Source organism: Thiemannella venezuelensis, assembly GCF_014203605.1.
GTDB classification, from domain to species: domain Bacteria; phylum Actinomycetota; class Actinomycetes; order Streptosporangiales; family Streptosporangiaceae; genus Planomonospora_A; species Planomonospora_A venezuelensis.
In genome coordinates this window covers 18,153-42,350 of sequence record NZ_JACHJJ010000007.1, presented here as the reverse complement: position 1 = coordinate 42,350, position 24,198 = coordinate 18,153, and the positions used below count along the sequence as shown (strand labels likewise).

At 71.8% G+C, this 24,198-nt stretch carries 20 protein-coding genes; 16 read left to right on the top strand and 4 right to left on the bottom strand.

Annotated features, from left to right (window positions below):
- The first annotated feature begins 7 nt into the window (after window positions 1-7).
- The 12 genes from FHS22_RS12675 to FHS22_RS12620 all read left to right on the top strand — a co-directional run bounded on the left by FHS22_RS12675 (window position 8) and on the right by FHS22_RS12620 (window position 13,920).
- Window positions 8-661 carry an HAD family hydrolase gene (locus FHS22_RS12675; protein WP_184941333.1) on the top strand — a complete coding sequence of 218 codons (654 nt, stop codon included), beginning with the start codon at window positions 8-10 and terminating at the stop codon, window positions 659-661.
- A 193-nt stretch (window positions 662-854) separates the two neighbouring features.
- Window positions 855-1,385: a cellulose synthase gene (locus FHS22_RS12670; RefSeq protein WP_338047727.1), complete on the top strand. Its 531-nt coding sequence runs from the start codon at window positions 855-857 to the stop codon at window positions 1,383-1,385.
- Between the two features lie 277 nt (window positions 1,386-1,662).
- Complete coding sequence (locus FHS22_RS12665) at window positions 1,663-2,673, top strand: ABC transporter permease (protein ID WP_184941331.1); 1,011 nt, start codon at window positions 1,663-1,665, stop codon at window positions 2,671-2,673.
- Window positions 2,674-2,734: 61 nt separating this feature from the next.
- Window positions 2,735-4,513 carry an ABC transporter substrate-binding protein gene (locus tag FHS22_RS12660; protein WP_184941329.1) on the top strand — a complete coding sequence of 593 codons (1,779 nt, stop codon included), beginning with the start codon at window positions 2,735-2,737 and terminating at the stop codon, window positions 4,511-4,513.
- A gap of 79 nt (window positions 4,514-4,592) precedes the next feature.
- The gene (locus FHS22_RS12655; protein ID WP_184941328.1) at window positions 4,593-5,606 is read left to right on the top strand and encodes an ABC transporter permease; all 1,014 of its coding nucleotides are present in this window, start codon (window positions 4,593-4,595) and stop codon (window positions 5,604-5,606) included.
- Window positions 5,603-6,646, top strand: coding sequence for an ABC transporter ATP-binding protein (locus FHS22_RS12650; RefSeq protein WP_184941326.1), 1,044 nt, complete (start codon window positions 5,603-5,605; stop codon window positions 6,644-6,646). The genes FHS22_RS12655 and FHS22_RS12650 overlap by 4 nt, the downstream gene beginning before the upstream one ends.
- 29 nt (window positions 6,647-6,675) lie before the next feature.
- Window positions 6,676-7,740: an ABC transporter ATP-binding protein gene (locus tag FHS22_RS12645; RefSeq protein WP_184941324.1), complete on the top strand. Its 1,065-nt coding sequence runs from the start codon at window positions 6,676-6,678 to the stop codon at window positions 7,738-7,740.
- A 293-nt stretch (window positions 7,741-8,033) separates the two neighbouring features.
- Window positions 8,034-9,710 (top strand): ABC transporter substrate-binding protein, encoded by a 1,677-nt coding sequence (locus tag FHS22_RS12640; RefSeq protein ID WP_221473579.1) that lies wholly within the window; start codon window positions 8,034-8,036, stop codon window positions 9,708-9,710.
- Between the two features lie 3 nt (window positions 9,711-9,713).
- Window positions 9,714-10,718, top strand: a complete 1,005-nt coding sequence (locus FHS22_RS12635; RefSeq protein ID WP_184941323.1) for an ABC transporter permease — start codon at window positions 9,714-9,716, stop codon at window positions 10,716-10,718.
- A 70-nt stretch (window positions 10,719-10,788) separates the two neighbouring features.
- Window positions 10,789-11,685 carry an ABC transporter permease gene (locus tag FHS22_RS12630; RefSeq protein ID WP_184941321.1) on the top strand — a complete coding sequence of 299 codons (897 nt, stop codon included), beginning with the start codon at window positions 10,789-10,791 and terminating at the stop codon, window positions 11,683-11,685.
- Between the two features lie 22 nt (window positions 11,686-11,707).
- Window positions 11,708-12,748 carry an ABC transporter ATP-binding protein gene (locus tag FHS22_RS12625; protein WP_184941320.1) on the top strand — a complete coding sequence of 347 codons (1,041 nt, stop codon included), beginning with the start codon at window positions 11,708-11,710 and terminating at the stop codon, window positions 12,746-12,748.
- 131 nt (window positions 12,749-12,879) lie between these two features.
- The gene (locus FHS22_RS12620) at window positions 12,880-13,920 is read left to right on the top strand and encodes an ABC transporter ATP-binding protein (RefSeq protein WP_275955160.1); all 1,041 of its coding nucleotides are present in this window, start codon (window positions 12,880-12,882) and stop codon (window positions 13,918-13,920) included.
- A 185-nt stretch (window positions 13,921-14,105) separates the two neighbouring features.
- On the opposite strand, the gene FHS22_RS12615 is transcribed toward FHS22_RS12620, so the two are convergent.
- The 3 genes from FHS22_RS12615 to FHS22_RS12605 all read right to left on the bottom strand — a co-directional run bounded on the left by FHS22_RS12615 (window position 14,106) and on the right by FHS22_RS12605 (window position 17,087).
- On the bottom strand, window positions 14,106-14,789 hold the full coding sequence (locus FHS22_RS12615) for a response regulator (protein ID WP_184941318.1): 684 nt from the start codon (window positions 14,787-14,789) through the stop codon (window positions 14,106-14,108).
- Window positions 14,790-14,792: 3 nt separating this feature from the next.
- Window positions 14,793-16,088, bottom strand: coding sequence for a sensor histidine kinase (locus FHS22_RS12610; protein WP_184941316.1), 1,296 nt, complete (start codon window positions 16,086-16,088; stop codon window positions 14,793-14,795).
- 126 nt (window positions 16,089-16,214) lie between these two features.
- The gene (locus FHS22_RS12605; RefSeq protein WP_184941314.1) at window positions 16,215-17,087 is read right to left on the bottom strand and encodes a RecB family exonuclease; all 873 of its coding nucleotides are present in this window, start codon (window positions 17,085-17,087) and stop codon (window positions 16,215-16,217) included.
- 216 nt (window positions 17,088-17,303) lie between these two features.
- On the opposite strand from FHS22_RS12605, the gene FHS22_RS12600 reads away from it, so the two are divergent.
- From FHS22_RS12600 to FHS22_RS12585, 4 genes are all read left to right on the top strand, one after another.
- Entirely contained in the window at window positions 17,304-18,395 is a 1,092-nt protein-coding gene (locus tag FHS22_RS12600) for a site-2 protease family protein (RefSeq protein ID WP_184941667.1), read from the top strand.
- Window positions 18,396-18,592: 197 nt separating this feature from the next.
- A complete protein-coding gene (locus FHS22_RS12595) occupies window positions 18,593-20,128 on the top strand; it encodes a hypothetical protein (RefSeq protein ID WP_184941313.1) in 1,536 nt (511 codons plus the stop codon).
- 15 nt (window positions 20,129-20,143) lie between these two features.
- Window positions 20,144-20,581, top strand: a complete 438-nt coding sequence (locus FHS22_RS12590; RefSeq protein WP_184941311.1) for a hypothetical protein — start codon at window positions 20,144-20,146, stop codon at window positions 20,579-20,581.
- Window positions 20,578-22,128, top strand: coding sequence for an FHA domain-containing protein (locus FHS22_RS12585; RefSeq protein ID WP_184941309.1), 1,551 nt, complete (start codon window positions 20,578-20,580; stop codon window positions 22,126-22,128). Before FHS22_RS12590 ends, FHS22_RS12585 begins: the two co-directional genes overlap by 4 nt.
- 16 nt (window positions 22,129-22,144) lie before the next feature.
- Here FHS22_RS12585 and FHS22_RS12580 read toward each other — a convergent pair whose 3' ends face one another.
- The gene (locus FHS22_RS12580) at window positions 22,145-24,160 is read right to left on the bottom strand and encodes a cation:proton antiporter (protein ID WP_184941307.1); all 2,016 of its coding nucleotides are present in this window, start codon (window positions 24,158-24,160) and stop codon (window positions 22,145-22,147) included.
- Window positions 24,161-24,198: the final 38 nt, after the last annotated feature.

The following is a 24,198-nucleotide window of genomic DNA, read 5'->3' as shown; positions in this document are numbered from 1 at the left end:
TTCGGGGATGGACGCGGTCCTCTTCGACATGGACGGGCTGCTCGTGGACAGCGAGAAGATCTGGTTCCAGGTCGAGACCGAGGTGATGGAGCGGCTCGGCGGCGACTGGTCCCCGGCCGACCAGGAGCACCTGGTGGGTGGCTCGATGCCGGCCACGGTGGCCTACATGCTCCGGCGCTCCGGCTCCGGCGCCTCTCCGCAGGACGTGGAGGCCTGGATGCTGGCGGGCATGGTCCGCAGGCTCTCCGAGGGCGTGGAGATGATGCCGGGCGCGGCCGGGCTGCTGGCGGCCGTACGGCGGGCGGGCCTGCCCACCGCCCTGGTCACCTCCTCGGCCCGGGTGATCGCCGACGCGTGCCTGGACGGCGTCATCGGCAGGCACCACTTCGACCGGATCGTGACCTGCGAGGACGTGGCGAGGACCAAGCCCGACCCGGAGCCGTACCTGACGGCCGCCCGGCTGCTCGGCGTGGACCCGGCCCGCTGCGTGGCACTGGAGGACTCCCCGAACGGGGTGACGGCGGCCACCGCCGCGGGCTGCCGGGTGGTGGCCGTGCCGAGCGTGCTGCCGATCCCGCACGCCCCCGGCCGGCTCGTCGCCGCCTCGCTGCGCGAGATCGACCTCGAGACCCTGCGGGAGCTGTCCGCCCGGGAGCCGTGACCGGCGGCTGTGACCCGGCGCCGTGACCCGGTGGCTGTGACCCCGGTGGCTGTGACCCGGAGGACACCCCGGCCTCCGCCCGGCGGGAGGTCCGCGACCCCTAGGGGATGATCCCTCCCGAAGGAGGAGGAACGCCCGCGTATCCGCGTGCCAGGATGGAGGAAGGCAAACCGATACGAGGGGTGGTTCCGCCATGTTGACATACGCCCAGATTCCGTGGCTGGCGCTGTGCGCCGGACTGACCGGGGTGGGGCTGGTCCTGAGCTTCCTGCTGCTGCGCCGCCGGGGGGCCGCGGCCGGGCTGCGCATGGCGGCGTGGTCGCTGCTTCCGGTGGCGGCCTACCTGACCGGCGCGCTGCCGACCCTGTGGCAGATCGGCACGGCGGTCACCGGGTTCGTCGCCGGGCTCGTGCTCAACCCCATGGTGTGGGCGGGCGTGGCCGTGGCCGGCGTGTCGGTGGTGCTGTTCCTGGTCTCCGGGGTGCTGCGGGCCCGCCGTACGGCCTCCGCCCGCAAGGCCGCGCCCGCCGCGTCCGCCGCGCCCGCGGCTCCGGCGGCTCCGGCGGCCGCCGCCGTGCGGCAGGGGCGGCCGAACGCCGTCACGCAGCCGCTGCCGCAGCGCACCCCCGGAGCGTCGCCCAAGCCCGGCAAGAGCGCCGGCCCCGCGGGCGATGACGACTTCTCCGACATCGAGGCGATCCTCAAGCGCCGCGGGATCGGGTGAGGCCGCGGGCCGCGTCGGCGCGCCGTCTTCGGCGTGTCACAAAATCGAGACAGAAGCGGAACGTCCTCCGGACATTCGATTCAAGATCAAAACGAATGAATTTCACGTGAATCACAGTTAAGCCACATAGCCCCCTAAAGGACTGGTCACCGCAGATCAGCCCATAGATTCTGCGGAACGGGACTGCGAAACAGGACCGTAGACTCAGGGCGCGAGACCCCGACCCGGGGGACGCTCTCTTCGGACAATGTCGTCTGGGATCCAGGGGGCCACTGGTATGACCGCACCGCTCGATGTCTCCGGGCAGGCCATGGAGGCCCAGCCGGAGGCCGTGCTTGAAGGGGCGGGCGGAAAGGCCATCGAAGGCCGTTCGCTCGGTCAGATCGCATGGATGCGACTGAAACGCGACAAGGCCGCCTTCGTCGGCGCCTTCGTCGTGGTGTTCCTGACGCTGATCGCCATCTTCGCCGAGCGTCCGTTCGGCGGGCTGATCGCGCTCTTCGGCGACCCGCCGAACCTGCCCAACAACGATCTCATCGACCCCATGACCAGCGCGCCGCTCGGCACCTGGGGCGGCATGAGCCTGGAGCACCCGTTCGGGCTGGAACCGGTCAACGGCCGCGACCTGTTCGCCCGGATCCTGTCCGGCGCGCAGATCTCGCTGCTGGTGGCCTTCCTCGCCACTCTGGTCTCGGTGGTGCTCGGCTCGCTGCTGGGCGTGCTCGCGGGCTTCTTCGGCGGCTGGGTCGACACGCTCATCAGCCGGTTGATGGACGTCTTCCTCGCCTTCCCGCTGCTGCTGTTCGCGATCGCCATCGTCGGCGCCGTGCCCGACAAGGCGCTCGGCCTCAGCGGCAACGGCCTGCGGGTCGCGGTGATCGTGTTCATCATCGGGTTCTTCAACTGGCCGTACATCGCGCGCATCGTGCGCGGCCAGACCCTCTCGCTGCGCGAGCGCGAGTTCGTGGACGCGGCCCGGTCGCTGGGCGCGGGGAACCGCTACATCATCTTCCGCGAGGTCTTCCCGAATCTCGTGGCGCCGATCCTGGTCTACGCCACGCTGCTCATCCCCTCGAACATCCTCTTCGAGGCCGCGCTGTCATTCCTCGGAGTGGGCGTGGCCGAGCCTCAGGCCTCCTGGGGCGGCATGCTCACCCGTGCGGTCGACTACTACCAGATCGCACCGCATTTCATGATCGTCCCGGGCCTCGCGATCTTCGTTACCGTGATGGCCTTCAACCTTCTGGGCGACGGGCTCCGGGACGCCCTCGACCCGCGAGCCCGGTAGCGCGACAACGCTTCCGTTCCTCGATATCACCGTCACTCATGACAAGGGGTGTACAACCACGATGAGGAAGACCAACGCCCTGGCGCTCGCCGCGCTGGGTACCGCGCTGGCCATGAGCCTCGCCGCCTGCGGCGGCACCGCCGGCGGTGGTGGCGACAAGACCACCGGGACGGGCAACACCGGCACCGGGGCCTCCGCCGCCAAGCACAACGACGGCTACACCAAGGTCGTCAACGCCAACGACGCCAAGGGCGGCACGCTCAAGTTCGCCTACTCCGACGAGCCCGACTCGATGGACCCGGGCAACACCTACTACGCGTTCAACTGGAACTTCACGCGTCTGTACGCCCGCCCGCTGCTGACCTACACCGCCGCGCCCGGCGAGGAGGGCCTGAAGCTGGTCCCGGACCTCGCCGAGGGCCTGGGCGAGGCCAGCGAGGACGGCAAGACCTGGACGTACAAGATCAAGAAGGGCATCAAGTACGACGACGGCACGGAGGTCAAGGCCGCGGACGTCAAGTACGCCATCGCCCGGAGCAATTTCTCCGAGGAGCTCACCGACGGTCCGAAGTACTTCGCCGAGTACCTCGACGCCGAGGGCTACAAGGGTCCCTACAAGGACAAGAACCTCGACAACTTCAAGGCCATCGAGACCCCGGACGACTACACCATCGTCTTCAAGCTCAAGGCCCCGTTCTCGGAGTTCGACTTCCTGGTCGCCAACCCGCAGTCGGCCCCCGTGCCGCAGGCCAAGGACACCGGCCTGGAGTACGAGAAGACCGTCGCCTCGACCGGCCCCTACAAGATCGAGAGCTACGAGGTCGGCAAGCAGTTCAACCTCGTGAAGAACGAGCACTGGGACCAGGCCACCGACACCACGCGCAAGCAGCTTCCGGACCGCATCGAGGTCCAGATGAAGCAGAGCGCCGAGGACATCGACCAGCGCCTGCTGGCCGGCCAGATCCACGTCGACCTCGGCGGCACCGGCGTGCAGACCGCGGCCCGCGCGAAGATCGTCGGCGACGCCAAGCTGAAGGACTCCACGGACAACCCGTACACCCCCTTCAACCGCTACGCGATGATGTCGACCAAGGTCGCCCCGTTCGACAACATCGAGTGCCGCAAGGCCGTGCAGTACGCCACCGACCAGGTCGCCACCCAGGCGCCGTGGGGCGGCCCGCTCGGCGGTGACATCGGCAGCACGCTGATGACCCCGACCACGGTCGGCTACCAGCAGTACGACCTGTTCCCGAACGGCGCCGACAACAAGGGCGACGTGGCCAAGGCCAAGGAGGCCCTGGCGGCCTGCGGCAAGGCCGACGGCTTCGAGACCAACATCGCGGTCCGCGGCGACCGCACCAAGGAGGTCCAGGTCGCCGAGGCCCTGCAGGCCTCGCTGGACAAGGTCGGCATCAAGGCCTCGATCAAGAAGTACCCCTCGGGTGACTGGAGCGCGCAGTACGCCGGCAAGCCGGACTTCGTGCACAAGAACAACCTGGGCATCATGATCGCCGGTTGGGGCGCCGACTGGCCCTCGGGCTTCGGCTTCCTGTCGCAGATCGTCGACGGCCGCTTCATCAAGGCCTCCGGCAACTACAACATGATGGAGCTCAACGACCCGGCGGTGAACGAGCTGCTCGACAAGGGCATCCAGACCACCGACGCCACCGAGCGCAACAAGATCTGGGGCGAGGTCGACAAGAAGGTCATGGAGTCGGCGGCCTTCCTGCCGTTCGTCTACGAGAAGACCCTGCTCTTCCGCCCGGAGAGCCTGACCAACGTGTACGTGCACCCGGCCTACGGCATGTACGACTACACGTGGCTCGGCGTCAAGCAGTAGTCCTCCCTAGCTAGCCAAAGGCAGGTGAAGGCCTAGGGCGCCCGGGAGTGATCCTCCCGGGCGCCCCGGCCGAACGATCGTGGTCGCTTTCATCGTCCGCCGCGTGATCGCCGCCGTGCTGATGCTCGTCATCGTCAGCGTGGCAACCTTCGCGATCTTCTTTCTCATCCCGCGTGCCCTGGGACAGACCCCCGAGGGCATGGCGTCGCGTTACGTCGGGCGGGACGCCACACCCGAGGCGATCCAGGGCGCGGTCAAGAGACTCCACCTGGACGACCCGCTCATCGTGCAGTACGGGCGGTTCGCCAAGGGCATCGTCGCCGGCCAGGACTACTCGCTCGGGCCCAGGAAGGCCGAGTGCCCGGCGCCCTGCTTCGGCTTCTCGTTCAACAACAACCAGCCGGTCTGGCCGACGCTGCTCGACCGGCTCCCCGCGACCATGTCGCTGGCGCTGGGCGCGGCCGTCGTCTGGCTCGTCGCCGGCGTGAGCATCGGCGTCATCTCGGCGCTGAAACGCGGCACCGCGGTCGACCGGGCCGCCATGACGGTGGCGCTCGCCGGCGTCTCGCTGCCCATCTACTTCACCGGCCTGGTCTCGCTCTCCGTGTTCGCCTACACGCTCGGAATCTTCCCCGGCGGCGGCAGCTACACCGGGCTCACCGAGGATCCGGTAATGTGGTTCCAGGCGCTCGTGCTGCCCTGGGTCACCCTGGCCTTCCTCTACGCGGCCCTGTACGCCCGGCTCACCCGGGCGGGCATGCTGGAGACCATGGGCGAGGACTACATCCGCACGGCCCGCGCGAAGGGCCTCAAGGAGCGCACGGTCGTCACCAAGCACGCCCTGCGCGCCACGCTCACCCCCATCCTCACCATCTTCGGCCTCGACCTCGGCCTGCTGCTGGGCGGCGCGGTGCTCACCGAGAGCACCTTCTCCATCCCCGGCATCGGCAAGCTGGTCATCGACGCGATCCGGGGCAACGACCTGCCCGTCGTGCTGGGTGTCACCCTGTTCGCGGCGTTCTTCATCGTCCTGGCCAACCTCATCGTGGACATCCTGTACGCGGTGGTCGACCCGAGGGTGAGGCTGTCATGAGCACTCCCGCGCCCAGCGCCTTCCTGGAACTGCGCGACCTGCGCATCCACTTCCCGACCGAGGACGGCCTGGTCAAGTCCGTCGACGGCCTGTCCTTCAAGCTCGAACGGGGCAAGACCCTGGGCATCGTGGGCGAGTCGGGCTCCGGCAAGAGCGTGACCAGCCTCGGCATCCTGGGCCTGCACAAGGGCGGCCGGGCGAAGATCTCCGGCGAGATCTGGCTGGACGGCGAGGAGCTCGTCGGCGCGAGCCAGGACCACGTGCGGACGCTGCGCGGCAAGAAGATGGCGATGATCTTCCAGGATCCGCTCTCGTCGATGCACCCGTTCTACACGGTCGGCCAGCAGATCATCGAGGCGTACCGGATCCACCACGACGTCAGCAAGGCGGTCGCGCGCAAGCACGCGATCGACATGCTCGGCCGGGTCGGCATCCCCCAGCCGGACAAGCGCGTCGACAGCTACCCGCACGAGTTCTCCGGCGGCATGCGCCAGCGCGCCATGATCGCCATGGCGCTCTCGTGCGACCCCGAGCTGCTGATCGCCGACGAGCCGACCACCGCCCTCGACGTGACCGTCCAGGCGCAGATCCTGGACCTCATGCTGGACCTGCAGCGCGAGTTCAACTCCGCGCTGATCGTCATCACCCACGACCTCGGCGTGGTCGCCGAGCTCTCGGACGACATCCTGGTGATGTACGGCGGCAAGTGCATCGAGTACGGCACGGCCGAGGACATCTTCTACCGGCCCGAGCACCCCTACACATGGGGTCTACTGGGATCGATGCCGCGCCTGGACCGGGAGCCCACCGACCGGCTGATGCCGATCAAGGGCACCCCGCCCTCGCTGATCAACGTGCCGTCCGGCTGCGCCTTCAACCCGCGCTGCCCCTACGCCGGCCGTACGGCGGGCAAGGCCACCACCGAGGTGCCGCAGCTCCTGGAGACCGAGGGCGGGCACCTGGTCCGCTGCCACCTGCCGCGCGAGGAGCGGCGGGGCATCTGGGAGAACGAGATCAAGCCGATGTTGGAGGGGCAGTGAGCCACAGGGCAGACGAAGGGAGCGCGAGCGTGGGCGCTCCCGACACGCTGCTGTCCGTCCAGGGCCTGGTCAAGCACTTCCCGGTGACCAAGGGTCTGCTCAAGCGGCAGATCGGCGCGGTCAGGGCGGTCGACGGGGTCAGCTTCGACGTCCGCAAGGGCGAGACGCTCGGCCTGGTCGGCGAGTCCGGCTGCGGCAAGAGCACGACGGGCCGCCTGGTCACCCGGCTGATGGAGCCGACCGCCGGGAAGATCGTCTTCGAGGGCCACGACATCACCCACATGCCGCAGGCGAAGATCCGGCCGCTCCGCCGCGACATCCAGATGATCTTCCAGGACCCCTACTCCTCGCTGAACCCGCGGCACACGGTCGGCGCCATCGTCGGCGCCCCCTTCCGCATCCAGGGCGTGCAGACCGAGCAGGGGACCAAGAAGGCGGTCCAGGAGCTCCTGGAACTGGTCGGGCTCAACCCCGAGCACTACAACCGCTACCCGCACGAGTTCTCCGGCGGCCAGCGCCAGCGCATCGGCATCGCCCGCACGCTCGCGCTCAAGCCGAAGATGATCATCGCGGACGAGCCGGTCTCCGCCCTGGACGTCTCGATCCAGGCCCAGGTGGTCAACCTCCTGGAGGACCTGCAGAACGAGCTCGGCCTGACCTACGTCATCGTCGCGCACGACCTGTCGGTCATCCGGCACATCAGCGACCGGGTCGCGGTCATGTACCTCGGCAAGATCGTCGAGCTGGCCGACCGCAAGGACCTGTACGAGTCGCCCATGCACCCGTACACCAACGCGCTGATGTCCGCCGTCCCGATCCCGGACCCGGCCCGGCGCAAGGACCGCGAGCGCATCCGGCTCCAGGGCGACGTGCCCAGCCCGCTCAACCCGCCGCCCGCCTGCCGCTTCCACACCAGGTGCTGGAAGGCCCAGGTGATCTGCAAGACGGAGGAGCCGCCGCTGGTGGAGCTGGCCCCCGGCCACCAGGTGGCCTGCCACTTCCCGGAGAACGCGGACAAGGTGGCGGCCCCGGCCGCCGCGAAGATCGCGCAGAACGTGGCGGACGCCGCGCACCCGAAGAAGCCGGTCGGCTGAGGGACCGGCGCACCCGGCCGCGGCCGTTCCGCCGGCGCCCGCCGGGCACGACTCGCACGAGCCGTGCCCGGCGGGCGTCCGCGCGTTCCGGGCCCGGTGTCCGGGACGGCCTCGGACGGCATGGCGCCGTACCGCTGTGAAACGCTTGCTTACCGTTCAGGTCAACCGACTGTCACATTTGCGCCACAGCCTCACGCCGGGGGTGGCCAGGGGTGCCGCCCGCATGGATCCTGCGATCACGGGGAGTCCGCACGGCGGCCGGATCCGGCCGCAAGACGGCGATGAGGTGCAGCATGCGACGAGACGGTATGCCCCTGCGCAGGACGGCGGCGGTGGTGGCGGGCCTGGCCCTGGCCATCTCGGCGGCGGCGTGCGGCGGCGGAGACGATCCGGAACCGGGAGCCACCGGGACGGGGGCGGAGGGCTCGACCCTCATCTTCGCCTCCTCGGCGGACCCCGCCATCCTCGACCCGGCCTTCCACAGCGACGGCGAGTCCTCCCGGGTGACCAACCAGATCTTCGAGACGCTGGTGGCGACCGAGGAGGGCGGCACCGGCGTCGCACCCGGCCTCGCGGAGAGCTGGGAGGTCAGCGAGGACGCCACGACCTACACCTTCAAGCTCCGCCAGGGCGTGAAGTTCCACGACGGCGAGGCGCTCGACGCCGCGGCCGTGTGCGCCAACTTCGACCGCTGGTACAACTTCACCGGCCTGGCGCAGTCGGACTCGGTCTCCTACTACTGGGTGACGGTCTTCCGGGGCTTCGCCAAGAACGAGTCCGACACCCTCGGCAAGAGCCTGTACGGCGGATGCACGGCCAAGGACGCCGGCACGGTCGAGCTCAAGCTCACCGAACCGTCCGCCGTGGTGCTGTCGGCGCTGACGCTGTCGTCGTTCGGCATCGCCAGCCCCAAGGCGCTCAAGGACTACAAGGCCGACGAGGTGAGCGGGACCGCCGAGTCGCCGCAGTTCACCGGGACCTTCGGCACCGAGCACCCGGTCGGCACCGGGCCGTTCAAGTTCGGCGGCTGGACCCGGGGCGACAGGCTGGAACTCGTCCGCAACGACGACTACTGGGGTGAGAAGGCCAAGCTCAGCAAGATCATATTCCGGCCGATCGAGAAGGCCGCCGACCGGGCGCAGGCGCTGCGCGCCGGCTCGGTGCACGCCTTCGACTACGCCGACCCGGCCGACCTGGAGTCGCTCAAGAGCTCCGGGGCGCAGGTGCTGGAGCGGGCGCCGTTCAACATGGGCTACCTCGGCTTCAGCCAGAAGACCGAGATCATGAAGAACCAGAAGATCCGCCAGGCGATCGCCCACGCGATCAACCGCGAGAACGTCGTGAAGACCAAGTACGGCGCCGGCGCCAAGGTGGCCAACGCGTTCATGCCGGACAGCCTGTGGAGCTACACCGAGGACTTCACCACGTACGACTACAACGTCGACAAGGCCAAGCAGCTCATCGCCGAGTCCGGCGTCCCGTCCCCCACGCTGGAGTTCTGCTACCCCAGCGGCGTCAGCCGCGCCTACATGGTCGACCCGGCCGGAAACTTCCAGCTGATGAAGGCCGATCTGGAGGCCGCGGGCTTCAAGGTCACGCCGAAGACCTCGCCGTGGAGCCCGGACTACCTCAACACCACCCAGGCCGGCGACTGCCCGCTCTTCCTGCTCGGCTGGAACGGCGACTTCGGCGACCCGGACAACTTCCTCGGCACGTTCTTCCAGTCCTTCTCCAGCCAGTGGTCGTTCCGGAACGAGGAGATCTTCAAGGCCCTGGGCGACGCGGAGAAGGAACCGGACCAGGCCAAGCGGGAGGCGCTGTACAAGCAGGCCAACGCCCTGATCGCCGACTTCGTGCCCGGCGTGCCGTACGCGCAGAGCCCCTCGTTCTCGGCCGCGGCCAAGAACGTCCAGGGCTGGGTGCCGAGCCCGGTGCTCAACGACAAGCTCGCCTCTATCTCGCTGAACTGATCGATGCTGGGGTTCGTCGCCAGGCGGCTGGCGCTGCTCGTACCGATCCTGCTGGGCCTGTCGGTGCTGCTGTTCCTGTGGGTCAGGGCGCTGCCGGGAGGGCCCGCCGAGGCCCTGCTGGGAGAGCGGGCCACCCCCGAGGCCGTGGCGCGGGTCAAGAAGCTCTACGGCCTCGACCGGCCCTGGTACGAGCAGTACCTCACGTGGGTGGGCAACGTGTTCCGCGGCGACCTCGGGGTGTCCAGCAGGACCCAGCACCCGGTCGTCGAGGAGCTGCTGCGCACCTTCCCCGCCACCGTGGAGCTCGCCCTCGTCGCGATGGTCTTCGCGGTGGGGGCGGGCGTGCCGCTCGGCTACCTCGCCGCCCGCCGCCACGGCACCTGGATCGACCACGTCTCGGTGGCCGGGTCGCTGTTCGGCATCACGATCCCGGTCTTCTTCCTCGGCTACATGCTCAAGTTCGTCTTCGCCGAGAAACTGGGGCTGCTGCCCACCGACGGACGGCAGGACCCCCTGCTGGACGCCGGGCACCCCACCGGGTTCTACGTGCTGGACGGCCTGGTCACCGGGAACATGGAGGCGTTCGGCGACGCGCTGGCCCACCTGGTGCTGCCCGGCGTCGCGCTCGGGACCATCCCGCTGGCGATCGTGGTGCGGATCACCCGGGCCTCGGTGCTGGACGTGCTCCACGAGGACTACGTGCGCACCGCCGAGGCGAAGGGGCTGGCGCCCGCGACGATCCGCGGGCGGCACGTGCTGCGCAACGCCCTGCTCCCGGTCGTCACCGTCGTCGGCCTCCAGGTCGGGCTGCTGCTCGGCGGCGCGGTGCTGACCGAGACCGTCTTCGCCTTCCCCGGCTTCGGCAAGTTCATGGCCGACTCGATCGTCGCCAGGGACTACGCGGTGCTGCAGGGCTTCATCCTGTTCACCGCGGTGATCTTCGTACTGGTCAACCTGCTGGTGGACGTCGCCTACGGGCTCATCGACCCGAGGGTGAGGGTGACGTGAGCGAGCGGAACGGGCCGCGGGCGCGGCGGCGGCACGCGAGTGAGCGCGGCCGCCGGGGGAGGGAGGGGACATGAGCCTGGCCCAGGTGGAGACCGTCGCCCCGGAGGAGGCGGGCGGGAGCCTCGGCAGGGACGCCTGGCGGAGGCTGCGCCGCAACCCGGTCGCGATCGCGGGCGCGGTCCTGGTCGTCCTGTTCGTCGCCGCGGCGCTGCTCGCCCCCTGGCTGGCGCCGTACCCGCCGGACAAACCGGTCGGACAGGTCACCCCCACCTCCATCCCCGGCCCCTCCGCCGAGCACTGGTTCGGCCTGGACGACCTGGGCCGCGACGAGTTCACCCGGGTCCTGTGGGGAGCCCGCTGGTCCCTGGTCATCGGGGTGGTCTCGCTGCTGCTCGGCATGGCCGGCGGGCTGCTGCTGGGCCTGCTCGCCGGTGCCTTCGGCGGCTGGGTGGACGGCGTCGTGATGCGCCTGGTCGACATGATGCTCTCGGTCCCCGGCCTGCTGTTCGCCATCGGCGTCGCCGCGATGCTCGGCTCCGGCCTGGACGCCGTGATGATCGCCATCGCGGTGGTGAACATGCCGGTCTTCGCCCGGCTGCTCCGCGGCCAGATGCTGGCTCAGCGCCGCTCCGACTACGTGCTGGCCGCCACCGCGGTGGGGGTGCGGCGGCGCCGGATCGTGCTCGGCCACATCCTGCCCAACTCGCTGACCCCCGTCATCGTGCAGGGCACGCTCACCCTGGCGACGGCCATCGTGGACGCGGCGGGCCTGGCCTTCCTCGGCCTGTCCAGCAACGACCCGAGCATCCCGGAGTGGGGCAGGATGCTCGCCGACACCCAGCGGTACCTGTCCAGCGCGCCGCTGCTGGCGGTCTTCCCCGGCCTGGCCATCATCGTCGCCGCGCTCGGCTTCACCCTGCTGGGGGAGTCGCTGCGCGAGGCCCTCGACCCCAAGTACCGGCGGTGATCCCGTGAGCCCTGCGGATCCGATGGGTCCTGCGAACGCTGCGAGCCCCGGGAGCCCCGGGAGCCCCGGGAGCCTTCTCGACGTCCGGGACCTGACCGTGGTCTTCCGGCAGCGGGGCCGCGCCGACGTGCGCGCCGTGGACGGCGTCAGCTTCTCCGTCTCCCCCGGTGAGACCGTCGGCCTGGTGGGGGAGTCGGGCTGCGGCAAGTCCGTCACCTCCTTGGCGATCATGGGCCTGCTCCCGAAGCGGGGCGTGCACGTGACGGGCGGCGTCGCCTTCGACGGGACCGACCTGCTCGCCCTGCCCCCCGACAAGCTGCGCGCCCTGCGCGGCAGGGAGCTGGCCGTCGTCTTCCAGGACCCGATGACCTCGCTCAACCCCGTGGTGCCGATCGGCACGCAGGTGACCGAGGTGCTGACCCGCCACCGCGGCCTGGGCAACGGCGAGGCGCGCCGGGAGGCGGCCGACCTGCTGCGCAGGGTGGGCATCCCCGACCCGTCCAGGCGGCTGCGGGAGTACCCCCACCAGCTCTCCGGGGGCATGCGCCAGCGCGCGCTCATCGCGGCCGCGCTGGCCTGCCGGCCCCGGCTGCTCATCGCCGACGAGCCCACCACCGCCCTGGACGTCACCATCCAGGCGCAGATCCTGGAACTGCTCAGGACGCTGGTGGCCGAGTCCGGGACCGCCCTCGTCCTGATCACCCACGACCTGGGGGTGGTCGCCGGGATGTGCGACACCGTCCACGTCATGTACGCCGGCCGCATCGTCGAACGCGCCCCCCGGTACGACCTGTTCGCGAGCCCCCGCCATCCCTACACCGGCGGCCTGCTCGCCTCGGTGCCCCGCCTGGACCAGCCCCGCGGCGTCCGCCTGGAACCCATCAAGGGCTCGCCCCGCGACACCATCCCCTGGGCGCGGGGCTGCGCGTTCGCGCCCCGCTGCCCCAACCGGGTCGAGGCGTGCACCCCCGACGCCCCCGATCTGGAGGGCGGGCGCCACGCCCTGCGCTGCGTCAACCCGCTCCCGTCCGACTCGCCGGAGGCGAAGGTGGTGCACCCGTGAGCGCTTCGACCGGTCCTTCCAGGCCGGATCCTCCGGAGCGGGGCGCCACGAGCGGCTCCCCGGAGAGCGACCCGCTGCGCGGTTCGCCTGAGGCGGGCCAGGGGAACGGCCCGGCGCCATCCGGCGAGCCGCTGCTGTCCGTCCGCGGCCTCAAGGTGCACTTCCCCGTCCGCAGGGGCGTGCTGCTGCAACGCGTCGCCGGTCACGTGCGCGCCGTGGACGGCGTCGACCTCGACGTGGCGCGCGGCATGACCTACGGGCTGGTGGGGGAGTCCGGCTGCGGCAAGAGCACGCTCGGCAAGGCCGTACTGCGCCTGGTGGAGCCCACCGCGGGCACCGTGCTGTTCAACGGCGCCGACCTCGGCGGGCAGAGCCCCGAACGCATGCGCAGGCTCCGCAGGCACATGCAGATGGTCTTCCAGGACCCGCTCGCCAGCCTCGATCCCCGGCAGAGCGTGGAGTCGGTGCTCACCGAGCCGCTGCGCGCCCACGGGTTCACCGGCGACCGGTCACGGCGGGTGCGCGAGCTGCTCGACCTCGTGGGCCTGCCCTCCGGGGCGGCCGGCCGCTACCCGCACGAGTTCTCCGGCGGGCAGCGCCAGCGCATCGGCATCGCCAGGGCGATCGCCCTCAACCCCGAGCTGATCATCGCCGACGAGCCGGTCTCCGCGCTGGACGTCTCCATCCAGGCGCAGATCGTCAACCTCCTGGAGGACCTGCAGGAGCAGCTCGGCCTCACCTACGTCGTCGTCGCCCACGACCTGGCCGTCGTCCGGCACGTCAGCGACGTCATCGGGGTGATGTACCTGGGCGCGCTGGTGGAGGAGGCCCCCTCCGACGCGCTGTACGCCCAGCCGCTGCACCCCTACACGATCGCCCTGATGTCGGCGATCCCGATCCCGGACCCCGAGGTGGAGGAGCGCAGGCGGCGGATCCTGCTCGTCGGCGACCTGCCGTCCCCGGTGGACGTCCCGCCCGGCTGCCGCTTCCACACCCGCTGCCCGTTCCGCCGGCCCACGCGGTGCGCCGACGAGGTGCCCGCCCTGAGGGAGACGCGCCCCGGCCGCAAGGTCGCCTGCCACTGGGCGGAGGAGATCGCGGCGGGCGCCGTCCGGGCCGCCGCCGGCGCCCACGACCCCGCCGCCACCGAGGTGGGCACCCCCTCGTCCTGACGAGCCCCTCACCGCGGGGAACCGGGCCCCCCGGGGAGCCGGGTGCGTCCCGGTGCTCCGGAGCCGCCCGGGGCCCGGCCTCAGGGCGGAAGCGGTGCCCGGCGGGGAGGCGCCGTCGCGGCGGGGTCCGCGGCGACCACCGGTCCGATCACCGTGTTGCCCACGTTGCGCCACCTCCCGGCGGGCTAGGGAATGGCGCCGGGGGTGATCAGGCCGGTCTCGTAGGCGAGGACGACGGCCTGCACGCGGTCGCGCAGGCCCAGCTTGGTCAGCACGTTGCCGACGTGGGTCTTGACCGTCGTCTCGCTCACCACCAGCTCGGCGGCGATCTCCGCGTTGGACATGCCGCGGGCGATCAGCCGGAGCACCTCCAGCTCGCGCTCGGTGAGCCGGTCGAGACGGGCCGGGGTGGACTGCTGGTGGGCCGAGGGGAGGTGGGCGCCGAACTTGTCCAGCAGCCGCCGGGTGACGCTCGGCGCGACGATGGCGTCGCCCGCGGCGACCACCCGGATGGCCTGCACCAGCTCGTCCGGGGGGACGTCCTTCAGCAGGAAGCCGCTGGCGCCGGCGCGCAGCGCCTCCACGATGTACTCGTCCAGGTCGAAGGTGGTCAGCACCAGCACGCGGGGCACGTGGGCCCCGCCGGCGGCCTCGCGCACGATGCGGCGGGTCGCCTCGATGCCGTCCACGCCCGGCATCCGGATGTCCATCAGCACCACGTCGGGCAGGAGCGCCCGCGACTGGTCCTGGGCGGCCTTGCCGTCCCCCGCCTCGCCGACCACCGTGACGTCCGGCTCGGCCTCCAGGATGAGGCGGAAACCGGTGCGCAGCAGTGGCTGGTCGTCCACCAGCAGCACTCTGATCGTCATGGACTAGTCCTTGATCGGGAAACGGGCCCTTACCTCGAATCCGCCCCCGGTGCGCGGGCCGATCCGCAGGACTCCACCATAGAGGGCGACCCGCTCGCGGATGCCGACCAGTCCGTGTCCGATCCGCTCGGCGGCGGCCCGCCCGCCGGAGGCCCGGCCCGCCTCGGCCCGGGCGGCGCGGGGGCCCTGACCGTCGTCCTCGACGTGAACGGTCAGCTCGCCGGGCCCGTGCCGTACGGTGACCCAGGCGTGCGCGCCCGCTCCCGCATGCCGCATGCTGTTGGTCAGCGCCTCCTGGACCAGGCGGTAGGCGGCCAGATCCACTCCCGCGGGCAGGGGTGGGAACGCGCCACCGGGGTTCGGGCCCCCGGCGGTGACGGCCTCCCGGGCCTCCCGCGCCTCCCGGGCGCCGCCGTCCGCCCGCTCCACGCGCAGCTCCGTGCGCAGGCCCGCCTCGCACATCTGCTCGACCAGCGCGGGGATCTCCTGCACACCCGGCTGCGGCCCCCGCTCGGCGGGGGAGGCCGGGTCGGTCCGCAGCACGCCCACGATGTTGCGCATCTCGGCCATCGCGGTCCGGCCGGTCTCCTCGATCGCCGACAGCGCCTCGCGGGCCCCGTCCGGGTTGCTCGCCAGCACCCGGCGGGCCGCGGCGGCCTGCACGGTCATCACGCTCACGTGGTGGGCGACCACGTCGTGCAGTTCCCGGGCGATGCGGGAGCGCTCCTCCGCCCTGGCCGCCCGGGTGTCGGCCTCCCGGGCGCGCGCCGTCCGCTCGGTGCGCTCGCGCAGTTCCGACAGGTAGGCCCGGCGCAACCGCAGGCTCCGGCCCACCAGCCAGAAGGCCACGGTGAGGACGGCCACGAGCAGCTGCGCGGTCCAGTCGCCGAGATCGCCCCGGGCCGCCGCGGAGGCGAGGCGGCCGGTGAGGCTCACCGCGAGCGCGCACAGGCTGAGCGCCAGGCCGCGGCGGGCGGCGACGGTGGAGACCATCACCAGCGTGGCGGGCCAGAGCGGGGAACCTCCCATGGAGAGGGCCGACAGGGTCACCTCGGCGAGGGTGACGAGGAACAGCACGAGGAACGGGCGGTGGCGGCGCAGCGCCGTCAGCAGGCAGCCGGCCACGATCAGGCCCACTCCCGCCGGGCCCGGTCCGCCCGGCCAGGCCGGGCCGCCGAAGAGGGCGGCGTCGCGGGCGAGGGGGACGGCGGCGGCCGCCAGCAGCACCGCGAGGAGCGCGTCCGTGATCAGGGGACGGTCGTGGAGCCAGGGTCGCAGGCCGCCGAGGGTGTTGCGCACACAATCAATTTAGGCGTCCGGCACCCCGGGCCACCCTGCTGGAGGGGGAAATCCGCCTCCTCCCCGGGGATGACCCCGGCCCGCGGATCGGAGGGCCGTCCGCCCCCCCGCCGGCCCTCCGAGGGCTCAGATCTCGTCGGTGGCGGCCCGCGGCGCGGGGCCGCGGGTGCTGCGCACCGTGTCGCCCGGCTGCCGCGCCGGCAGCGGCGGAGGGGTGCCGCCGAACTCCGGGCACAGCTCCTTGTAGTTGCACCAGTCGCACAGGCGGCTGGGCCTGGCCACCCACTCGCCGGTGTCCAGCGCCCGCTCGATCGCCTTCCACAGGGCCTGCACCTTGCGCTCGGTGGCCCGCAGGTCCGCCTCGTCGGGGGAGTAGCGGAGGATCTCGCCGGCGCCCCCCAGGTACATCAGCTGGAGCAGCCGGGGCACCGAGCCGTGCAGCCGCCACAGCACGAGGGCGTAGAACTTCATCTGGAACAGCGCCTTGGCCTCGAAGGCGGGACCGGGCGCGCTGCCGGTCTTGTAGTCGACCACGCGGACCTCGCCGGTGGGCGCGACGTCCAGCCGGTCGATGTAACCGCGGAGCATCAGGCCGCTGTCGAGCACCGCCTCGACGTACAGCTCCCGCTCGGCGGGCTCCAGGCGGCTGGGGTCCTCCAGCGCGAAGTAGCGCTCCAGCAGGGCGCGGGCCTGGCCCAGCCAGGCGGCCTGCTCCTCCTCGCCGGAGAACATCCCGCGGTAGGCCGGCTCCTCCTCCAGGAGCCGGCGCCACTGGGGCTCCAGCAGCTCCAGGGCCGCGGCGACGGTGCGGGCGGGGGCGGGCAGGTCGTAGAGGCGCTCCAGCACCGAGTGGACCACCGTGCCGCGCACGGCCGCGGGCGACGGCGGCTCGGGCAGCCGGTCGATCACCCGGAACCGGTAGAGCAGCGGGCACGTCATGAAGTCGCCGGCGCGGGACGGCGACAGCGCTCCGATGATCGTGGGCTCGGTCAGTGACATGTCCGCACTGTAGGTCACCCCGGCGACAGTTCGCGCCCCGTGCCGCGTGACGCCTTCCGCACCGGCGTTGCGTCCACGGTGCGGCCAGGCGGCCCGCGGGAGCGTAGCATCGAGGCCGGAAGACCCAGTGAACCGGGGAAACGCGTCGAGGAACCGAGGAGTGGTGAGCCAGCGGTGAGCAGCGAGAGCCCGCGCCAGGACCGTCCGGGTCTGCGGATGGGACGCCCGTTCGGCATCCCGGTCTACGTCTCGCCGACCTGGTTCATCGTGGCGGCGTTCATCACCTTCCTCTACCAGCCCACGGTGCTGGGGCGGCTGCCCGGCCTGAGCACCGAGCTGTCCTACGTGGTGGCGCTCGCCTTCGCGGTGCTGCTGTACGTCTCGGTGCTGCTGCACGAGCTGGCGCACTGCGTGGTCGCGAAGATGTACGGCCTGCCGGTCCGCCGCATCACGCTCTACCTGCTCGGCGGCGTCTCCGAGATCGAGCGCGAGCCGGAGACCCCGGGCCGGGAGTTCATGGTGGCCTTCGCCGGGCCGCTGCTGTCGCTGGGGCTCGGCGGCGCGGGCTACGCCCTGGGGCGGATCCTGGACCCCGACACCATCCTCGGTGAGCTGACCCTCCAGCTCTGGTTCGCCAACCTGATCGTCGGGATCTTCAACCTGCTGCCCGGCCTGCCGCTGGACGGGGGGCGCATGCTCCGCGCGGGAGTGTGGAAGGTCACCCGCAACTCCGGCTCGGGAACGGTCGTGGCGGCCTGGGGCGGCCGTGTCCTGGCGGTCCTGCTGGTCGCCTGGCCCATCGTGCTGTCGCTGATGAGCGGTCAGGAGCCGATCTGGTTCATGCTCATCTGGTCGGTGCTGCTGGCCTCCTTCATCTGGTTCGGCTCCACGCAGGCGCTGGTCGGAGCCCGGATGCGGGCCCGCATCCCGCAGGTGAACGCCCGCGCCCTCGCGCGCCGGGCCATCGCGGTCACCGCCGACGTGCCGCTGGCCGAGGCGCTGCGCCGTACGGCGGAGGCGCAGGCGGGCGCCATGGTCGTGGTGGACCACGAGGGCCGCCCGACCGGGATCGTCAACGAGGTCGCGGTGGAGGCGACCCCGGAGGCCCGCCGCCCCTGGGTGACCGTCGGCTCACTGGCGCGCAGCCTCGAACCGGAACTGGTGCTGGCCGCCGACCTGGCGGGGGAGTCCCTGATCGACGCCATGCGCGGCGCCCCCGCCGGGGAGTACCTCCTCGTCGAGCGGGGCGGGGAGATCTTCGGCGTGCTCGCCACCTCGGACGTGAACCGCGTGTTCATCGGAGCCTGAGCGAACCTATCGGGGGTTTCGGGCGTCTGAAGGGGTGCGGGGAAACGGGACGCGGACGGCGCTCAGGCGCCCGGTGAGCGGCACTCGAGGGAAACCGGGGGAAGAGTGCCCTGTTCGTCCCCTCGTTTTCGGCGCGCACCGAGACTAGTGTTCTGGTCAACTGACCCGGTTGGCCACGGAGCTAAGGGACGCATCAATTGGCAGCCCCCCATACGCCGGCCTCGGCCGGTGACCTGACTCCGGAGCTCCTCGGCGCTCCGGAGTGGACGGACCAGATGGTCGCGTCCGCCGGAATCCCGATGTACGACATCCCCTTCCTCACCGCGGGTGGGGGTATCGGCTCCTTCGTAACCCTCGACTACCTGCGGATCTACGGTGTCCCGACCTCGCAGATGCGGGTCGTGTCCAACATCGACCATCCCTGGCAGACCTACGAGTTCCTCACCAGGTGCTCGCAGATCCCCCGGAGTGAGCGGATCCGCTCCGACTCCTCCTCCCGCCCCGACAACCTCTGGGGATTCCCCTCCTACGCGCTGGAGGAGGCCTGGAAGGACAAGAACCCGGCCTACCTGTGGCAACTGCTCACCGAGCCCCTCCTGAACGACTACTGGACGCCGCGCGCCGGGACGGTCTTCGAGAACCTGGAGCGCGAGGCCAAGCGCATCGGCTACTGGGACATGCTGGTCAAGGGCCAGGTCCGGATGGTGCGCCGCCGGTCCGGGGGCGGCTACTTCACCGTGGTCACCCCGCCCGAGGGCGCCGCGCCCACCAAGCGCATCGTCTTCCGCTCGCGGTTCGTGCACATCGCGGTCGGCTACCCGGGCCTGAAGTTCCTGCCCGACCTGCAGGAGTTCCGCACGAAGTACTCCGACTACCAGCACGTGGTCAACGCCTACGAGCCGCACGAGCAGGTCTACGAGTTCCTCAAGACCCGGCCCGGCACGGTGGTCATCCGGGGCGGCGGCATCGTCGCCTCCCGGGTGCTCCAGCGCCTGTTCGACGACCGGGAGCGGCTCGGGCTGAAGACCCAGATCATCCACATCTTCCGGACCTTCGTCACCGGCTCGCACGGACCCCACATCTGGGCCCGGCGCAAGGGCGGCGACGGCTGGGCCTACCAGGGCTTCAACTACCCCAAGTCGGTGTGGGGCGGCCAGCTGAAGGCGGAGATGCGCAAGCTCGAAGGCGCCGACCGGGCCAAGAAGTACAAGGAGATGGGCGGGACGAACACCCCCTACCGGCGGCGCTGGCAGGAGCAGATGCGCGCCGGGCGCTCGGGCGGCTACTACCACGCCGTGCAGGGTACGGTGGACCGGGTGGAGCGCGCCCCCGACGGCCGGCTGGTCAGCTACGTGCGCAGCAGCGACGGCATCGTCCGCGAGCCGGTGGCCGACTACATCATCGACTGCACGGGCCTGGAGGCCGACATCGCCGAGCACCGGGTCTTCGCGGACCTGCTCACGTACGGCGGAGCCGGCCGCAACCCGGTCGGGCGGCTGGACGTGGAGCGCCACTTCGAGGTGAAGGGCACGGCCAGCGGGGACGGCGCCCTGTACGCCTCCGGCTCGGCCACCCTCGGCGGCTACTTCCCCGGCGTCGACACCTTCCTCGGCCTGCAGATCGCGGCCCAGGAGATCGCCGACGACCTGGCCAGACGGGGTTTCGTCCGGAAGATGGGGCCGCTGCGCTCGACCTCGCAGTGGTTCAAGTGGGTCTTCAACTCGCCGGTGTAAGGAAGAGGTGTTCTCATGGTTCCGACCCTGATCGGGCGCATCCAGACGCGCCTGTTCCTGCTGGCCACCGTCGGTGTGGTCATCACGCTGCTGGTCATGCCGGTCGTGCCCGGCGCCGCAGGGCCGCTCGGCGACCTCTACGTCACCGGCCTGCTGGTCCTGGTGGCGGTGGGCGTCCTGGGCGTCGGCTGGGAGCTGCTCTACCACTTCCTCATGCAGTTCCGGTGGGAGAAGGACTGGCCGACCCTGTTCGGTTTGCTGACGCTCGTGCCCGAAGGCCTTCTGCTGTACTTTTTGCTACGGTCCGGTGCGGTCGGTTTCATCGATCCGATCCCACCGGCCGCGTTCTGGACGCACTTCACCGTCGTCTGGGTATCGATGTGGCTGGTGGCGAACGGCCCGATGAGGGTGCCGTTCATCCGGTGGCGTTTCCGGGGAGGGAGAGTTCTGTGACCGACCAGGGCTTCGGAGCGGTGCGTCCGCTTCCGGGCAACGGGCTGGTCGCCCATGTGGGCGGACTGCTGCTGGTGTGCGACGCGGCCGAGGCCGTGGCGGAGGACCTGCTGGGGGCGGTCCGGGAGACCGCCGCCTCGGGCGGGGACGGACGGGCGCTGGCCCGGCGCGTCGCCCAGGTGCTGGCCTCCATGATGGGCGAGCCGGTGGCGTGCGCCGTCGCCGGTCCCGTGCCGGAGGGAGTGGCCGTACTGGTCAGCGGCCCTGCGTCCGCGTCGGTCACCGGCGCCGGCGGGGAGGTCAGGCTCGCCGGGCGCGACGCCCTCACCTGGTCCGACCGGCTGGTGCCGGGCCCGGTCACCCGGGTCGAGCTCCGCCTGCCCGAGGCCGGGGCCGCGCAGCGGCTCGCCCGGCTGGACAGCGGCGTGGTCGTCGGCGGCGGGGTCGAGTGCGACCCGTCCGAGGCAGGCGAGGCGCCGTGGTCCGCGCAGCGGCCGGCGGCCGCCTCTCCCGCGCCCTCCGAGTCCTCCGCGCGCCCGGTGCCCTCCGCGCGCCCGGTGCCCTCCTCGCACCCGGCGCCTCCCGCGCACCCGGAGCCCTCCGCGCACCAGGCGCAGCCCGCGCCCGAGTTCTCCGTGCCCGCCGCGCCCGAGCCCGCCGCGGGGGCCGCCGTGCCCGGCCCGCCGCCGGTCCCCGACTGGGGGGCGCCGCTGGACCCCGGCCCGGCGCCGATGGAGCGGTCCGGGCCCCCGGTGGAGACGGCCCCGCCCGGTCCGCCGCCGTATCCGCTCGGCCCCGCCGACCCCTACACGGCACCTCCGATGGAGCCCCAGGCTCCCGCCCCGGCGGGCTGGCACTCCGAGCCCATGCCGCAGATCCCGCCGCAGGGCCCTCCCTCCGGCCCCGGCCCGGTCATGGCGGGGCACGAGGACATCGAGACCGCCCGCGCCAACGGCATGGGCGGCGACCCCGTCGACTTCCGCCACGAGTCGTTCGAGTACGAGCTGCTGACCCCCGGCGGCCCCTCGCAGACCGCCCCCGAGATGCCGGTGCAGCCCGAGCCCGAGTCGCGCCCGCTGGTCTACGGCGTGGACTGCAAGAACGACCACTTCAACGATCCGCGGGTGCCGTACTGTGCGGTCTGCGGCATCGCGCTGGTGCAGCGCACGCTCGTCCCCTACAAGGGGCCGCGCCCGCCGCTGGGCGTGCTCCTGCTCGACGACGGCATGACGCTCCGCCTCGACACCGACTACCTGCTCGGCCGCGACCCCGAGCGGGCCCCGGAGGTCGCCGACGGCTCGGTCCGCCCGGCCAAGGTCACCAGCCCCGACGGTTCGGTCTCCCGGCGCCATCTGCGGGTGGCGCTGGACGGCTGGGACGTCAACCTGGTCGACCTGGGATCGGTCAACGGCACGCAGATCCAGCCGCCGAACGACCCCAACTTCTACGACATCCCGCCGAACGAGCCGGTCACGGTCGCGCCCGGCACGACCGTGCGGATCGGCGTCTCGCGCACCATGCGCTACGAGTCGCACCGCAACGGCTAGCGGTACCGCCCGCGCCTCAGGACCGGGTCGCCGGCGCGGGCACGGCGCGCAGGGCGGCGACCGCGGCGGCCCAGTCGACCGGGTCGGCATCCTGCTCGGCGCGGACGAGCAGGTGCGCACCGGCCGGCGCGGCCGCGGTGTCGGGGGCCACGACCAGCGCGCCGGGCGGGACCTCACCCGCCGTGACCGCCACCCCCAGCCCGGCCAGCCGCCGGACCAGGGCGCCGGTCCGGCCGCCGCCGGTGACGACGAGCGGCCGGTCGTCCAGCAGGGCGAGCACGAGCGCGACGTGGACGGCGGCGTCGGAGCCGCCCCGGCCGGCGTGCACCGCGACGGGTCCCGTCCCCGCGCCGGCCGTCCCCGCGTCGGCGGTGTCGGGACGGCCCGGGGGGAGCACGGTCACCACGCGGCACTCCGCGGCCGTCCGGACGGCCGCGTGGCCGGGCATGTCCGCGGGCAGCACCAGCAGGTCGGGCCGGGCCCCGGCGGTCACCTCGGGCAGTTCGGCGGCCACGTCCGCGGCGAACCGGCTCACCACCCTGGCCACCGAGCCCCGGGCACGGGCCCCGGCTGCGAGCGTCTCCAGCTCCTGGAGGGTCCCGGCCATCTCGGCCAGCTCCGACGACAGGCCGGTGCCCACCTCCAGCCGGCCGTTCGGGTAGGGGCGCAGGTGGACCAGGGCCACCTCGGAGGGGGAGGCCGCGCGGGCCAGGACGGAGGCCAGGTCCACCAGCGGCCCCTGCCCGGCGGGCGGCGCGGGGACGACGGCCAGCACCCGGTGCGCGGCGGTCTCTCCCAGCGCGGCGCGTTCGGCCTCGGCGATGTCGCGGGCGATGCGCCGGTCGGGGTAGATCCTGCGCAGGAGCGGGCCGGTCATCCCGGTGGTGACCAGGGCCATCACCACCATCAGCGAGTACAGCTCGTTGTCGAGCACGCCCTTCTGCAGGCCGACGGTGAGGATGACGATCTCGGTGAGCCCGCGGGTGTTCAGCAGGGTGGCCAGCGCCCAGGACTGCCGTCCGGGCACCCCCTGCGTGCGGGCCGCGGCGTAGGAGCCCAGCAGCTTGCCGCCGATCGCCACCGCCAGGATCGCGGCCAGGGTGCCGAGGCTGGACAGGTCCAGTTCCCGCAGGTTGACGTTGAGCCCGGCCACGACGAAGAACATCGGCAGCAGGAGCAGGACGGCGAGCTGCTCCAGGCGCTCCAGGATCTCGTGGATGAGCTGCTCGGCGCCCTCGCGGGGCATGACCGCGCCGAACAGGAACGCGCCGAAGATGAAGTGCACGTGCATCCACTCGGTCGCCCAGGCCGAGCCGATCAGTCCGATGAGCACCAGCGAGAGCAGCCCCGGCGTCAGCCGTCCCGCCTTCTCCCGGGCGGGCACCAGCCGCGCCAGCAGGGGGCGGACCACCAGGAACATCACCAGCGCGTACGGCAGCGCCAGCGCGACCTTCCACTGCCCCTCCGCGTCGCCGGTCCCGGCGATGGCCACCACGACGGCCAGCACGGTCCAGGCGAGCACGTCGATCACCGCGGCGGCGGCCAGCGAGAGGCCGCCGAGCGTGATGCGCTGCATTCCCCGGTCGGTGAGGATGCGGGCCAGCACGGGGAAGGCGGTGGCGGCCATCGCCGCTCCCATGAACAGCACGAAGGACAGGGTCTTCTCCCCGCCGACGTGATCGCCCGCGATGGCCAGCGCGAGCCCGCAGCCCAGCACGAACGGCAGCACCGTGGAACCGAGCGCGACGGTCACCGCGATCCGGCCCTTGCCCCGCACCAGCTTCTGGTCCAGTTCCAGGCCGACGACGAACATGAAGAGCACCAGCCCGACGTTGGCCAGGGCCTGCAGCGGGGGTTTCATCTCCGGGCCGAACAGGGCGTCGCCCAGGAACGGGCCGAGCAGGGTGGGGCCGAGCAGGATGCCCGCCAGGATCTCGCCGACCACCGGGGGCTGGCCGATCCGCCTGGCCGCGGCCCCGAGGAGCCGCGCGGCGGCCAAGACGATCACGAGGTCGAGCAGGAGAAGATCCATGCGGAGCACCGGCGAGCACCCTTCCCGTGGGCAAAGAA